This window comes from Rhizobium sp. 10PS4 (assembly GCF_032464805.1).
GTDB lineage: Bacteria > Pseudomonadota > Alphaproteobacteria > Rhizobiales > Rhizobiaceae > Rhizobium > Rhizobium laguerreae.
In genome coordinates this window covers 294,790-309,614 of the sequence record NZ_JAWDIW010000008.1, presented here as the reverse complement: position 1 = coordinate 309,614, position 14,825 = coordinate 294,790, and the positions used below count along the sequence as shown (strand labels likewise).

Genomic DNA, 14,825 nt, shown 5'->3' with positions numbered 1-14,825 from the left:
ATTAGCGCCAGAGGCCGAGGCATGTCCTTGCTATCTATGGCTCCAAAATCATGCTATGCGCAATCTTCTGCCAATCGAGGCCCACAGGTATCGCGAAAATGCCAAATCTCGATAAATTCGATATCGCCATCCTGAAGTGCCTGCAGGAGGATGCGCGCGCCACCAATGTCGAGATCGCCGAGAAGGTGAACCTTTCGCCGTCGCCCTGCCTGCGCCGCATCCGCAATCTCGAACGGTCCGGCATCATCCGCGGTTACACTGCGGATATCGACCGCAAGGAGGTTGGTCTCGGCCTCACCGTCTTCGTCGAATTCAAGGTCGTCCATCACAGCCGCGAGAATTCCGAGGCGCAGCAGAAGGCGCTGCTCACAATCCCCGAGATCGTCTCCTGCTTCCTGATTTCGGGTACGGCCGATTTCCTCGCCGAGGTGGTGGTGGAAGATCTTGCCGCCTATGAACGGCTTCTGACCGAAACGCTGTTGACCCTGCCGAATGTCAGCGACATCCGCTCGAACTTCGCCATCCGCAGCATCAAGACGCATGGGCCGTTGAAGCTGCCCGAGGGGAGATAATTCCCTCGGGCTTGCTTGCCGGTTAGAGCAGCGTCCCGCTGAGGATGAGCAGCGCTACCGAGAAGTAGATGACGAGCCCGGTGACGTCGACCAGCGTGGCGACGAAGGGGGCCGACGCGCTGGCCGGATCGAGCCGGAGCTTCTGCAGCACGAAGGGCAGCATCGAGCCGCAGATCGAGCCGAAGGTGACGATCCCGATCAGGGCGGCAAACACCGTGACGGCGACCATTTGCCAGTGCGGGCCGTAATCGTAGAGGCCGGCCGACTGCCAGAAGACGATGCGGATGAAGCCGACCAGGCCAAGGATCGCGCCGAGCACGATGCCGGTCGGCAGTTCGCGCAAAAGCACCTTCCACCAGTCCGAAAGCTTCAGCTCGCCGAGTGCCAGCGCTCGGATGATCAGCGACGTCGCCTGCGAACCCGAGTTGCCGCCCGAGCTCATGATCAGCGGGATGAACAGCGTCAGCACCACGGCCTTTTCCAGCTCGCCTTCGAAATGCTGCATGGCGCTTGCCGTCAGCATCTCGCCGAGGAAGAGCGCAGCGAGCCAGCCGGCGCGCTTGCGGATCATGCCGGCGAAGCTGATCTTCATGTAGGGTTGGCCGAGTGCCTCCATGCCGCCGAACTTCTGGGCCGCTTCCGTCGTGTCCGATATCATCGTGTCGATCACGTCGTCGACGGTGACGATGCCGAGCATCTGCCCATGTTCGTCGGTGACGGGCAGGGCGAGCAGGTCGTGCTTGCGGATCAGCCGCGCGACATCCTCCTGCTTCATCAGCGGATCGGCCGAAACCGGCACGCCCTTCTGTGCCACCGAGAGGATCGAAGCCTCCGGCTCGCCGGTGATGAGGCGACGCAGCGTCACCACATGCAGCAGCGTATGGCTGACCTCGTCGAGCACATAGATGGCGTAGACGGTTTCGCGCGAGCGTTCGACCTGGCGCACATGGTCGAGTGTGCGGGCGACGGTCCAGCTGTCAGGCACGCTGACGAACTCCGTCGTCATGATGCCGCCGGCTGTGCGCGGCGGATATCCCATCAGGTGCTGGATCGCGATGCGCACCGGTTCGTCGAGGCTGGAGAACAGCCGGGCGCGGGTCTCGCCGTCGAGTTCGAGCAGCACGTCGGCGACGCGGTCGTTCGACATGCCGTGCAGCAGCCGTGCGGCATCCTCGGCACTGATCAGCGCAAGGATCTGTGCGGAGTTGCGAAGCTCCGGCCGGTCGAGAATGTTGACCGCATAGTCCAGCGGCATGCCGCATAGAACACGTCCGGCGTCCTGGACGCTCAGCGCGTTCAATGATTCGACGCGTTCGGCGATTGTTGCGCCGCGGCTGTTGTTGATGAAGGCACGGGCGGCATGGCCTGCCCGAAGAGGGAAGCGATTGATATTCATTTGAGGCTCGCCTTTCCGTCGATCCGCCGTAGCGTCCGATCGGGCGAGCCGACAGGAGTCGGTCAGCGCACGAGGGCCGCGTACGGCAAAGGCAATCGACTGCTACTGTCGCTTGGCATCGTTATGATGGCTCCGTTGAAATCCGTGGCTGACGAGTGTCATCCACGTGGATGCTAGGTGGTCCCGGACGCGAAAAAAGTCAAGCGGGGTAAATGCTTAACGCCAGAATGCCGCACCCCCGCGATGCGGCATTCCAGGCAGGTATGGCCGGCGGTATGGCATGTAGACCTCGGGGCTTCCAAAAACACCGGCGCTGCCGGCTGCGATCTCAGAATCCTGCAAGCACCGCCTTGCCCTTCATTCTGCCGCTTTCGACCATGGCATGAGCCGTCTTGAGGTTTGCCGCATTGATCGGGCCGACGATCTCCGAAAGCGTGGTGCGGATCTTTCCGGCGTCGACGAGCTCGGAAATCCTGTTCAGCAGCTTGTGCTGCTCGATCATGTCAGGCGTGCCGTAGAGCGGGCGGGTGAACATCAGCTCCCAATGAACAGAGACGGCCTTGCGCTTGAAGGGCATGATGTCGAGCGTCTTCGGATCGTCGATCAAAACGAAGCGGCCCTGCGGCGCAATCGCTTCGACGATGTCGCCGATATGGCTGTCGGTATTGGTGGTCGAGAATATGAATCCCGGCGTGCCGATGCCGAGTGCCGCCACCTGCGGTGCGATCGGCCTGGAATGATCGACGACATGATGTGCGCCGAGTTCCTTCACCCAGTTCTGCGTTTCCGGCCGCGAGGCGGTGGCGATCACCGTCAGGTCGGTCAATGCCCGGGCGATCTGAATGGCGATCGAGCCGACGCCGCCAGCGCCGCCGATGATCAGGATGGAGCGTCCCGCCCCCGAAACCGCGTCCTGCACCTTCAGCCGGTCGAACAGCGCTTCGTAGGCCGTGATCGAGGTCAGCGGCAAGGCGGCCGCGGCAGCGAAATCGAGGCTCTTCGGTTTGGTGCCGACGATGCGCTCGTCGACGAGATGGAATTCGGCATTGGTGCCCGGGCGGCTGATAACCCCGGAGTAGAACACCTCATCGCCGGGCTTGAACAGGGTGACATCGGCGCCGACGGCCTTGACGATGCCGGCGGCATCCCAGCCGAGCACCTTGAACTCGCCCGCGGGCGGTGCGGAATGGGCGCGCACCTTCACGTCGACGGGATTGACCGAAACGGCTTTGATTTCGACGAGCAGATCGTGGCCCCTGGGCTCCGGCATCGGCAACTCGACATCGATCAGCGAGGTCTCGGCGGAGATCGGCTGGGGCGTTTTATAGGCGACGGCGCGCATGGGAAACTCCTGTGTTCGTTTGCACGGAAGCTAGATGCGCACTATGTTCTGACAACGCAAGAATGCACAAATTCTGTACGTAGTACCCAAAAGGATACTGTAAAATGTCATTGCCGCGCGCCAAGCTCGTCAAGAATTTCCCTGGCTGCCCGGTCGAAGCGACGCTGACTTACCTCGACGGGAAGTGGAAGGCCGTCATCCTCTTTCATCTGATGCAAGGAACCCTGCGCTTCAACGAATTGCGGCGTAAACTGCCGGCCGTGACCCAGCGCATGCTGACCAAGCAGTTGCGTGAACTGGAAGAGTCCGGCCTGGTATCACGCACCGTCTATCCGGTCGTGCCGCCGAGGGTCGAATATGCAATGACGCCGCTCGGCATGACGCTGAAGCCCGTGATCCAGGCATTGGCCGCCTGGGGTGACGATTATGTCTTCTGCAGCCCGGAAGGCCGCGAACTGCGCCTGGCCTCAGACGGCCTGCGCGCTCCGGTCTCGGCGCTCGAGGCGTAACGAGGCTGCAAAGACGAACAGGCCGAGGAAGGACAGCGCCGCGCCGACATAGCCGGTCGCCGCAAAACCGTAGCCTCCGGCGATGACGAGGCCGCCGAGCCAGGCGCCGATCGCATTGGCGATGTTGAAGGCGGAATGGTTGGACGCGGCCGCAAGCGTCTGCGCGTCGGCGGCAACATCCATCAGCCGCGTCTGCAGCGCCGGGCCGGCGGCAAAGCCGCAGCCCACGAGGAAGACGGAAAGCCCGAGCAAATAGGGATTGGCGGCGGTCAGCGAGAAGGTGGTCAGCACGACGATATTATAGACGAGCGACGCGCCGATCGTGCCGAGCAGCGATTTGTCGGCGAGCCACGAGCCGATGAAATTGCCCGCATTCATGCCGACGCCGAAGAGGACCAGCATGATCGGAACGGCCGCTTCCGGCAGCATCGCCACCTCAGTCGTCGTCGAGGCGATATAGCTGAACATTGCGAACATGCCGCCGTAGCCGACGGCGGCGATGCCGAGTGTCAGCCACACCTGCGGCCGGCGGAAGGCGCCGAGTTCGCGCAGGAAGCCCGCTTCCGCGGAAACCGTGTCCTTCGGAACGTAGAACCAGATCAGCGCTACCGTCAGCAGGCCGAGCACGCCGACCGAGAAAAACGCCACCTGCCAGTCGAGCGACTGGCCGAAGAAGGTCGTCAACGGCGTGCCGAGAAGTGTCGCAACGGTCAGGCCGAGCATGACGCGGCCAACAGCGCGGGCGCGGCGATGCACCGGCACCATCGAGGCGGCGACAAGGGCCGCGACGCCGAAATAGGCGCCGTGCGGCAGGCCGCTGACGAAACGCAGCAGCGTGAAGGTCTCGAAGGTCGGCGCCATGGCGCTTGATATATTGCCGGCGGCAAAGATCAGCATCAGCGTCAAAAGCAAGGTGCGCCGCGCCATCTTCGCGGCGAGTACCGCAATGACAGGTGCGCCAACGACGACGCCGAGCGCATAGGCGCTGATGACGTAGCCGGCCTGCGGCGTCGTGACCGAGAAAGTCTCGGCGACATTGGGCAGCAGCCCCATGATTGCGAATTCGCCGGTGCCGATGCCGAAGCCGCCGCAGGCGAGCGCCAACTGGACCAGCGCCACGGTCATTGCCGACGGCAGCTCTTCTTCCTGGCGATCAATGGAGTTCCGGCTATCGACTGAAATATTGGCGGCAATCTCACTCACGAGAGCTCCTCGAGGCGGTTTCTGCTTGGCAATGGCCGCTGGCGCAGACGCGAGCCGATCGTTGGAAATGGCGGGAGGTGGAGACGTGTCTCCGATACCACCATCTATCCCCAACCTCTCGGCTGCCGTCGAGTGCATTTTTTGCAGTGCAGCGTCCTGCTATGTGCATACGTCTATTGCAATTTTTGCATTTCTGTCATTTCTCGGCAAAGATGGCTGCGCTTGAAATCGCCGATGTCGCAACCATCTCAGGGGCAAGGCAGGAGCATTTCCGCGCCAGGGACGGGAGCTCTTATGAGGCTTGTAGGCTTTTTCAATCGCGACGGCGGCACCTTCAAGACCACCGACATGCTGGCCTATGAGAAGAGGGCGGAGGCGGCCTTCCGCGAAGCGGGGCACGATTTCGACGCCATCGTCTTCTCAGGAAAGGAAATCATTCCTGCCATGGAGCGGGCGGCCAAGCGCGACGATATCGACGGTATCGTCGCCGGCGGCGGCGACGGTACGATTTCGGCGGCGGCATCGATTGCCTGGAAGAACGGAATTGCGCTCGGCGTCGTGCCTGCCGGCACGATGAACCTCTTTGCCCGCTCGCTGCGTGTGCCGCTCGATATCTGGCAGGCGCTCGATGTGCTTGCCTCCGGCGAGGTCGACAATGTCGATATCGCCAGCGCCAACGGCCGGCCCTTCATCCACCAGTTTTCCGCCGGCCTGCATGCCCGCATGGTCCGCTACCGTAACGCCTACAGCTATCGGTCCCGGCTGGGCAAGATTCGGGCGAGCACCAAGGCGGCTTTAGGCGTCATCTTCAACCCGCCGGAATTCGAGGTCGAATTCGAGGCGATCGGCATGCGCGAGCGCCGCAGGGTGTCGGCGATCTCAGTCTCCAACAATCCCTTCGGTGAGAACGCACTGCTCTACGCCGATAATTTGAGAAGCGGCGAACTCGGATTCTATACTGCAAATCCCTTAAAGCCCCTCGGTGTCGCCCGCCTCGCCATCGACATGCTGCGCGGCAAGGTCCGCGAGAATGCCGATGTCATGGTGATGCATCCGGCAGAAGTGCACCTGCATTTCCCGAAACTGCGCTCCAAAGCCAATTGCGTCATGGATGGCGAGCTGCTGCCGCTCGAACGCGACGTCTCGATCCGGCTGCATCCGGGCGAATTGAAGGTTCTCGTCAAGCAGGGGCTCGCCGCTCAGGTGAATGAGGACGAACGCCGCGAGCCCGCTGCGTAAGTCGGCCCGCTACGTAATTTCAGAGCCGCGGCAGATAGGTGCGGTAGTCGAAATCCGAGACGGTGCGCAGATGCGCAAGCGCTTCCTTGCGTTTGGTGTCGCCATAGAGCGCCTGATAACGCGCACCGAAGATATCGGCGATGAAGGGCGAGGTGCGGAAGGTCTCGACGGCGCTGAGGAAATCATGCGTCAGTCGCGTCGTGTTCGCAGGTATGTGCGAGGGCGTCGTCTCTTCGCCGGGGTCGAGTTCGCCGTCGAGACCGGTGAGCATGCCGCCGAGGATCGCCGCCAGCAGCAGATAGGGATTGGCGTCGGCGCCGGCGACGCGGTGTTCGATGCGTGCGGCCGGGCCATCCTTGTCGGGGATGCGGATCGCCGTGCCGCGATGGCCGCTGCCCCAGGTCAGATCGACAGGCGCAAACGAGCCCGGCTGGAAGCGGCGGTAGGAATTGGCAAAGGGGGCGAAGATCAGCTGCGCCGCGCGCATGGAGTCGAGCAGGCCTGATATCACCGATTTGAGTAGCTTCGGTTCGCCGCCCTTGGCATCGAGGATGTTGCGGCCTTGCCCGTCGATGATGCTCGCATGCACATGCAGGCCGGAGCCGGCATGTTCGGAATAGGGTTTGGCCATGCAGGTCGATTTCAGCCCGTGCCGGCGTGCCGCCTGTTCGGCGATGCGCTTGAGATAGAGGCAATCGTCGGCGGCTGCCAGCGCGTCCGCGCGGTGCATGAGATTGACCTCGAACTGGCCCGGACCGAATTCCGCCGTCGTCGCATCCGCCGGCAGGTCCTGCGCCTTCGCATAGGCCCTCAGCGTCTGCAAATAGCCATCGAGCGCGTCGACGGCGCTCATGTCGTAGAGCTGGAAACCGTTCGGTTCGCCCTGATAGGTGAGGCTTTCGGGTGGGCAGGGGCGTCCGGTCTCGCGCCAGTCTCCCGACATCACGTAAAATTCCAGTTCGGTGGCGACGACGGGCGTCAGCCCGCGCGCCGCATAGCGCTCGACCACCGAAGCGAGGATGGCACGCGGATCCATGAAGCTCGGGCTGCCGTCGAATTCATGCATGGTGGCGAGCACCTGCATCGAACCCTCGGGCGCCCAAGGCATCGGCGCAAGGCTGCGCCGGTCGGGGATGACCTTGCCGTCGGGATCGCCTATCGTCAGCGAAAGGCCGGTGATGTCGTCATTGTCGTCGCCCCATATGTCGAGCGATTGCGTCGACGTCGGCAGGCGGATGTCGCCGGCCCAGACCTTGTCTTCGGCGCCGGGCGGAAGCTGCTTGCCGCGCAGGTCGCCGTTCATGCCGACGATAAGGATCTCGAAACGCGGGTCGCCGCCCGCCTCGGCCTTGCCGTCCACCCTGTCGCTCGCCATGACCTTGAAAATCCTCCGGGACAAGGCCAAGCTCCTATCCCATCGACATCAGCCTTTCAATCCGCGAGGGTCTTTACCAATCATGCCCGACACTTACCCACCCTCGAACCTTGCCGCGATCGACGCCGCGCACCACCTGCATCCCTTCGCTGACATGAAGAAGCTGAATGCCGAGGGCGCGCGCATCATCCAGCGGGGCGAGGGCGTCTACATCTTCGACAATCACGGCAGGAAATATCTCGATGGCTTCGCCGGCCTCTGGTGCGTCAATATCGGCTATGGCCGCCGGGAGATCGCTGACGCCGCCACCAGGCAGATGAACGAGCTGCCCTATTACAACACCTTCTTCGGCACGACCTCGACGCCGGCGACGCTGCTTGCGCAGAAGGTCACTTCCCATGCCGGCGAGCTTTTCAACCATATCTTCTTCACCGGCTCCGGCTCGGAGGCGAACGACACCTGGTTCCGCATGGCGCGGGTCTACTGGAGCGCCGTCGGCAAGCCGTCGAAGAAGATCGTCATATCGAGAAAGAACGGCTACCACGGTTCGACCGTCGCCGGCGCCAGCCTCGGCGGCATGAAATACATGCATGAGCAGGGCGACCTGCCGATCCCTGGCATCGTCCATATCGGCCAGCCCTACTGGTACGGCGAGGGCGGCGATCTCTCACCCGCCGCATTCGGTCTCAAGGTCGCCCGCGAACTCGAAACGAAGATCGACGAACTCGGCGAGGAGAATGTCGCCGCCTTCGTCGCCGAGCCGGTGCAGGGGGCTGCTGGCGTCATCATCCCGCCCGAGACCTACTGGCCGGAGATCGGCCGCATCTGCAAGGCGCGCAATATCCTGCTGGTGACCGACGAGGTGATCTGCGGTTTCGGCCGTCTGGGCGCCTGGTTCGGCCACCAGTATTTCGGCGTCGAGCCCGATCTGGCGCCGATCGCCAAGGGGCTTTCCTCCGGCTACCTGCCGATCGGCGGCGTGCTCGTCAGCGACCGCATCGCCGATGTGCTGATCAACGAGGTCGGCGACTTCAACCATGGCTTCACCTATTCCGGCCACCCGGTCTGCGCGGCCGCAGCACTCGAAAACCTGCGCATCATCGAAGAGGAAAGACTGGTCGAACGCGTGCGCGACGATATCGGCCCCTATTTCGGCAGGGCCTGGGCAGCGCTGGCAGACCATGATCTGGTCGGCGAAACCGCCAGCATCGGCCTGATGGGCGGACTGCAGCTTGCCGCGGAGAAGAGCACCCGTACCCGTTATGCCAAGCCCGATCAGGTCGGTGCGCTGGTGCGCAACCACGCGCTGGCGAACGGTCTGGTGCTGCGCGCCACCGGCGACCGCATGCTCGCCTCGCCGCCACTCGTCATTAGCCATGCCGAGGTGGACGAGATGGCGAGGATTACCAGGCTGGCGCTGGATTTGGCCTGGAAGGAGCTGAAATCCTGATGCCGCTCAGCCCGGTTGGTTGACCCAGGCATAACCGAAACGATAGTTGTCGCCGCCGCGCCCATGGACATAGGGCACGTCGATCACCGACGCCGGCGGTGCGGACACGCCGAGATTGGCCTGTAGCCATTGAGCCATGGCCGGCGGAAGTGCTTCGCTTTCCCCCTTCTGCGGGAGGAGCCAGACCAGGAGAAGCGGTCGCCGGCTGGTAAGATCCGGGTTGAAACCGGGATAATCCGTGGAGAGAACCGGAACGTTCGGAATATCCTGCCTGAGGTTGCCGGCGAGCAGGCTGTCGCCGGCAAGGATTGCCGCCGGTTCGGCCTGTTTGCGCAAGGTTTCCAGCATGCCGGCGTAAGGCCTGTTCAGCCGCTCGTAATGACCGGTAAAGCGTGCAGTTGCAACGCTCCCATAGAGGGCCGCCGGCACGCCGATCATGATGACGGCGAGGATGGGTATAAAACGCCGGAAGGCTCTGTCTGTCGTGACGCCTGCGGCCTCGATCTTCAGGCAGAAATAGAGCGGCAGGATGAAGAGCATCGGCACCAGCCAGCGATCCTTGATGCCGGCAGCGCCGCCGAAGACGATCAGAAGCAGAATGCCGGCGAGAAAGACGAGCATCATCCTCTCGAGAAGCCGCGTCCATTCCGAGCCGGAGGCGAGCGCCGGGCGAAGGCCCTTGCCGAAGACGAGCGCGAACACCGCCACGGTCAATGCGGCAAAGCTGATGGTGGCGAGGGCGAGCGAACTGACGCCCATGGCGACCTGCGTGAGATAGCTCGCATCGCCGCTCGCGGTCATCTTCTCCAGGGTGCGTGCGGTGGCGAAATCGAGATTGTCCTTCAGCCAGAAGAGATGCGGCAGGGTGATGACGAGCGCCACCGCCGCCGTCAGCACCAGCCGCCAGTCGAAGATCCGCGGCCGCAGGCGCGCATCCGAAAGCGCGGCGATCAGGGCTGCCGCCGGCAGGATCGCGAAATTATACTTGGCAAGCAGGCCGAAACCGATGCCGATGCCTGCGATCAGATAGGAGGCAAGGCTCGGCCGCTTCAGGCTGCGGATAAAGCCGTAGAAGAAGATGCTGGCCGAGAAGAACACCGCGACCGTGTGCGTCAGGTCGCGCTGCATCTCGAAAGCCATCTGCGGGATTGTCAGCAGCCCGAGCGTGGCGATCGCCACCAGCGCCTTGTCGTGCAGGATAAGCCGCGCGGTCAGGCCGTAGAGCACGTAGGAGCTGAACAGCAGCAGGTTCTTCACGATAGAAAGCGCGGTCAGCGAGACGCCGGCAAACCGGAAGACGGTGTATTGCAGCCAGTTGTAGAAGGGCGGCTGCGGGCCGTAGCCGGCGGCAAGCCATTGCGAGCGGAAGGCCTGTTCGGCCTCATCGAGATCGAGCGAATGCGAGGTTGCGAGCCGCACGCCGACCTGGAGCACGAAGTAGGCTGCCAGCAGAACGAAGATCCAACTGATGTCGCGACGGCTGCTCTCGGTCATCTATTTGGTCTCCGGCCGAACCCAGGCGTAGCCGAGCGCGAAATTGTCGCTCTGGCGGCCGAAATAATAAGGAAGCGATAGCGAGCCGATCTCCTGCAGCGCGATATCAGCCGCCGTCAGCGCCGATGAAAACCGCTCGGGCATGATCGCATCGGCAGCCGTCGCCGTCTTCTTGCCGCGCCAGACGATCAGCACCGGCCCCTTGGCCTCGGCATAGGCCGGAATGCCCGGTGCCGGAAAATCCGGGATCACCACCGGCACATCGGGAAATTGCAGCCGCATGTTTCCGCCGATATAAGTGTCGGAAGCGATCACCAGCGCCGGTTGCGCCTGTCGCGTCATCTCGCGCGAAAAACCCGCCATCGGCACATTCGGCCGGCTGTAAGTGCCAATTAGTCCGGCGCCGACGACGCGGAAGCCGAGGGCGATCAGCACGCAGGCCATCAGCACCGGCAATACCGGCCGGAAGCGGCGGAGTCCTGTGGAAAGGTCGAGCCCGGCGGCCTGCATTTTCGCAAGGAAGTAGATCGGCAGCACCAGCAGGAAGGGGTCGAGCCAGCGCTCGCGCACCGTGGTGGAGCCGGTGAACAGCACGATCAGAGCAATGCCGGCGAGACTTGCGAGCATCATCCGCTCCATCATCCCGGTCCAGCGGTTGCCCGCCGAAAGTGCCCGGACGAAATCCCGGCGGAAGGTGGCGGCGAAAATCACCACCGGCAGCGCCGCAAAGGCGATGATGGCGACGAGAAAGGCGAGAAGGCCTTTGCCGATCCGCACAGCGCCGGCGGGTTCGCTGCCGGCGGCCATCTTGACCAGAGTGTCGGAGGAGGCAAATGCGAGATTGCCCTGCAGCCAGACCGCGTGCGGCAGGACGATGACGAGCGCAACAGTGATCGCTGCCAGCATGCGCCAGTCGAGTGCCCGGCGTCGCCATTCGGCATCGGGCAGGATGGCGATCAAGGCGACGACAGGCATCAGCGCGAAATTATATTTCGAGATCAGCCCAATGCCGGTCGCAAGCCCGAGCAGCAGGTAGCTCGCCATATCGGGCCGGTCGAGCGTGCGGAAGAAGCCGTAGAGAAACAGCGAGCTGGCAAAGAGCAGCGCCGTCGTGTGGGTCAGATCCTGCTGGGCCATGTAGGAGACCTGGGGCAGGGTGATCAGCGCCAGCATGCCGATAGCGGCAAGCCCCTCGTCCTTCAGCGCGCGCCGCCCGGCAAGGCCATAGAAGAGATAGGATAGGAACAGCAGGATATTCTTCGGAACGATCAGCGCGCCGATCGACATGCCCGTCACCGAAACGACGGCATATTGCATCCAGTTGTAGAAGGGCGGCTGCGGGCCGTAGCCCGCCAGCAGATATTGCGAAAAGAAGGACTGCTCGGCCTCGTCGAGTTCCAGCGAATGCGGAAGCGAAATGCGCAGCGCGATGTTGAGCACGAAATAGGCTGCAAGCAGCAGGCCCGCGGTTCTGATCGTCCTCGTCGCGCGCTCCAGCATCGTGCTGCCGGCTTAGGCTTGGCTTTGATCGTCGAAGATCTGCCGCACGATATAATTCGGAGAGGCATCGTCGCGGTAATAGGTGCGCGCGATCATTTCCGCCAGGATGCCGGTGGTGATCATCTGCACCGACGACAGCAGCAGCACGACGCCGACCATCAGCATCGGTCGCGTGCCGATGTCGTTGCCCAGGATGAACTTGTCGAAGCCGAGATAGAGCAGGATCAGCATGGCGAGCGCGCCGAGGCCGAGACCGAGCGAACCGAAGAAGTGCCCCGGCCGCGCCTTGTAGCGCATGAAGAACATCACCGACAGCAGATCGAGGATGACGCGGAAGGTGCGCGAAATGCCGTATTTCGAAACGCCGTGCTCGCGGGCATGGTGGGTGACGGCCATCTCGCCGATGCGCGAGCTCGGCACGACCCCGGCGACCCATGCGGGGATGAAGCGGTGCATCTCGCCCATCAACTTCACCTGCTTGATGATCGAGGCACGGTAGATCTTCAAGCTGCAGCCGTAATCATGCAGCTTGACGCCGGTGATGCGGCCGATCAGGTAGTTGGCGCACCAGGAGGGGATCTTGCGCAGGAACAGACCATCCTTGCGGTTCTTGCGCCAGCCGACCAAGAGGTCGAGTTCACGCCGTTCCAACTCGGAGACCATCGAAGGAATGTCCTTCGGATCGTTTTGCAGGTCGCCGTCCATCGTCGCGATCAGGCGGCCACGGGCGGTATCGATGCCGGCCTGCATGGCGGCAGTCTGGCCGAAGTTGCGCTGCAACTCGACGATCCTGAGCGCCAGCCCCTCGCGTCCGACATACTGGCGGGCGTTGACGAGCGTCGCATCCGTGCTGCCGTCATCGACGAGGATCAGCTCCCAGCGATGGGGGTAGCTGACCATCGCGGCCGCGACACGCTCGACAAGCGGGCCGACGCTTTGCTCTTCGTTGAAAATGGGCACGACCAGCGACAGTTCGAGCGATTGTACCGGATCATTCGTACCGCGAATGGGCTCTACGGTTGTCTGCAACTTTCATCTCCAAAAGGCCGGACGGCCGAGCAATTTTTAATGCCGCCGCCGCACTTGCGGAAGGCTACTACATGAAGTGTCCGCCGGTTGCCAGCGGGCAATGCCGGTTTCCCGCAATCGGCGGATCTTCCGGGGCGCTATTTCGCGCCGCCTTCCACCCAGGAGTAGCCAATGGAGAAGCTGCGTTTGCCGTCACCGAAGAGATAGGGCAGCGTCAGCGTCTTCAACTCTTGCAGGTGAATGCCCGATCTCACGAGGTCATTGGCAAAACCGGGGGAAATTGTCGGATCATCTGCGGTCTCGCCGCGCCAGATAACCAGCACCGGCCCCTTTGCGTCAGCATATTCGGGAACCCCGGGTCCGGGGAAGAACGGGATCACGACGGGAACGTCGGGAAATCTCAGTCGCATGTTGCCGGCAACGAACTTGGTTCCCGCCACGATGAGAACCGGCTTGCGGGTCGCGGTCAATTCAGCCACGTAGCCGGAAAAGGGTACGTTCGTTCTCGTGTAAGTGCCTATATATTGAATGCCGACGATCCGGAAAAGAAGGATCGACAGGATGACGACCATGAAGACCGGCACCACGGGCCGGAAGCGGGCAAGGCCGGCGGACAGATCGAAATCTGCGGTTTCCAGTTTCAGGAACAGATAGATCAGCAGGACGAGCAGGCATGGGTCGAGCCAGCGCTCGTGGATATCGCTCGCGCCGGCGAAGAGGACCACGCCGACGAAGGCGAGCAGGCTGATGACCATCATCCGCTCGATCACCCGGATCATCGGGCTGGAAGCGGAGAGCGCGCGAAAGAAGTCGCGCCGGAAGGCGGCCGCGATGAGAACGATCGGCAATGCGACGAAGCCGAGGACGGCGATGACGAGAGACAGCAGCCCTTGCCCGATGCGCGGCAGGCCGGCCGGGGCCAGCTCTTCAGCAGTCATCCGCTCCAGCGTCGGCGCAGAGGCGCTGGCAAGATTGTCAGGCAACCAGAGCGCATGCGGCAGCACGATCAGAATGGCAAGGACGGCCGCCGGCAGCAAACGCCAGTCGATGAGACGGCTGCGCCATTCCCGCTCCGGCAGTACGGCGATGAGGGCGGCAAATGGCAGGATGGCAAAATTATACTTCGAGATGAGCCCGATGCCGGTGGCGATACCGATGATCAGATAGCTCCAGATCGTCGGCTGGCGCAGTGTGCGGAAAAATCCGAAGAGGAAGAGCGAGGTCGCAAACAGCAGGGCAACCGTGTGGGTCAATTCGCGCTGCGCCATCAGGCCGACCTGCGGCAGGGTAATCAGGCTCAGCATGGCGATGGCTGCGAGCGACCGGTTCTTCAGCACTTCGCGTGCAGCAAGTCCGTAGAACAGATAGCAGCCGAAGAGAATGATGTTCTTCGGCACCGAGAGCACCCACATCGATATGCCAGTCACCGAAACGATGGCATATTGGATCCAGTTGTAGAAGGGCGGCTGCGGGCCGTAGCCGGCAAGCAGGTATTGCGAGTAGAAGGATTGCTCTGCCTCGTCGAGGTCGAGCGTATGCGGCAAGGCGAGGCGAAGCGCGACGTTCAGCAGGAAATAGACTGCCAGAAACAGGCTTGCGCTCGTAATGCTTCTGGTAATGCGCTTCAACATCGATCTCCAAGTCAGGCCGGCAAGGCGTCGCTATTTTCGGTCGTCCGGCGATCTCGCCGCCGTCGCCGTCAACTCCGCCGTTGTG

12 protein-coding genes are annotated in these 14,825 nt (G+C 62.7%); 4 read left to right on the top strand and 8 right to left on the bottom strand.

What is annotated here, in order from left to right; genetic code table 11:
• Positions 1-50: 50 nt before the first annotated feature.
• Positions 51-572 carry an Lrp/AsnC family transcriptional regulator gene (locus tag RWJ89_RS17760; protein WP_206102937.1) on the top strand — a complete coding sequence of 174 codons (522 nt, stop codon included), beginning with the start codon at positions 51-53 and terminating at the stop codon, positions 570-572.
• Between the two features lie 22 nt (positions 573-594).
• Here RWJ89_RS17760 and mgtE read toward each other — a convergent pair whose 3' ends face one another.
• Both mgtE and RWJ89_RS17750 read right to left on the bottom strand, forming a co-directional pair.
• A complete protein-coding gene (gene mgtE / locus RWJ89_RS17755) occupies positions 595-1,968 on the bottom strand; it encodes a magnesium transporter (RefSeq protein WP_168337504.1) in 1,374 nt (457 codons plus the stop codon).
• Positions 1,969-2,296: 328 nt separating this feature from the next.
• Positions 2,297-3,310, bottom strand: coding sequence for a zinc-binding alcohol dehydrogenase family protein (locus RWJ89_RS17750; protein WP_168284168.1), 1,014 nt, complete (start codon positions 3,308-3,310; stop codon positions 2,297-2,299).
• Positions 3,311-3,414: 104 nt separating this feature from the next.
• On the opposite strand from RWJ89_RS17750, the gene RWJ89_RS17745 reads away from it, so the two are divergent.
• Positions 3,415-3,819 carry a winged helix-turn-helix transcriptional regulator gene (locus tag RWJ89_RS17745; RefSeq protein ID WP_316031197.1) on the top strand — a complete coding sequence of 135 codons (405 nt, stop codon included), beginning with the start codon at positions 3,415-3,417 and terminating at the stop codon, positions 3,817-3,819.
• Here RWJ89_RS17745 and RWJ89_RS17740 read toward each other — a convergent pair.
• Positions 3,778-5,022 (bottom strand): MFS transporter, encoded by a 1,245-nt coding sequence (locus tag RWJ89_RS17740; RefSeq protein ID WP_222060333.1) that lies wholly within the window; start codon positions 5,020-5,022, stop codon positions 3,778-3,780. The genes RWJ89_RS17745 and RWJ89_RS17740 overlap by 42 nt on opposite strands.
• A gap of 294 nt (positions 5,023-5,316) precedes the next feature.
• Here RWJ89_RS17740 and RWJ89_RS17735 point away from each other — a divergent pair, with 294 nt between their 5' ends.
• A complete protein-coding gene (locus RWJ89_RS17735) occupies positions 5,317-6,261 on the top strand; it encodes a diacylglycerol/lipid kinase family protein (RefSeq protein ID WP_131640456.1) in 945 nt (314 codons plus the stop codon).
• A gap of 19 nt (positions 6,262-6,280) precedes the next feature.
• Here RWJ89_RS17735 and RWJ89_RS17730 read toward each other — a convergent pair whose 3' ends face one another.
• A complete protein-coding gene (locus tag RWJ89_RS17730; protein WP_131661171.1) occupies positions 6,281-7,636 on the bottom strand; it encodes a glutamine synthetase family protein in 1,356 nt (451 codons plus the stop codon).
• Between the two features lie 82 nt (positions 7,637-7,718).
• Between RWJ89_RS17730 and RWJ89_RS17725 the strand changes: the two genes are divergently transcribed.
• Complete coding sequence (locus RWJ89_RS17725) at positions 7,719-9,086, top strand: aspartate aminotransferase family protein (RefSeq protein WP_221999538.1); 1,368 nt, start codon at positions 7,719-7,721, stop codon at positions 9,084-9,086.
• A gap of 6 nt (positions 9,087-9,092) precedes the next feature.
• Here the strand turns inward: RWJ89_RS17725 and RWJ89_RS17720 are convergent, their stop codons facing one another.
• The 4 genes from RWJ89_RS17720 to RWJ89_RS17705 form a co-directional block, all read right to left on the bottom strand.
• Positions 9,093-10,580: an ArnT family glycosyltransferase gene (locus RWJ89_RS17720; RefSeq protein ID WP_168284165.1), complete on the bottom strand. Its 1,488-nt coding sequence runs from the start codon at positions 10,578-10,580 to the stop codon at positions 9,093-9,095.
• Positions 10,581-12,080, bottom strand: coding sequence for an ArnT family glycosyltransferase (locus RWJ89_RS17715; protein WP_168284164.1), 1,500 nt, complete (start codon positions 12,078-12,080; stop codon positions 10,581-10,583).
• A 12-nt stretch (positions 12,081-12,092) separates the two neighbouring features.
• Positions 12,093-13,109 carry a glycosyltransferase family 2 protein gene (locus tag RWJ89_RS17710; RefSeq protein WP_020049272.1) on the bottom strand — a complete coding sequence of 339 codons (1,017 nt, stop codon included), beginning with the start codon at positions 13,107-13,109 and terminating at the stop codon, positions 12,093-12,095.
• A gap of 137 nt (positions 13,110-13,246) precedes the next feature.
• Positions 13,247-14,740 carry an ArnT family glycosyltransferase gene (locus RWJ89_RS17705; RefSeq protein WP_222011788.1) on the bottom strand — a complete coding sequence of 498 codons (1,494 nt, stop codon included), beginning with the start codon at positions 14,738-14,740 and terminating at the stop codon, positions 13,247-13,249.
• Positions 14,741-14,825: the final 85 nt, after the last annotated feature.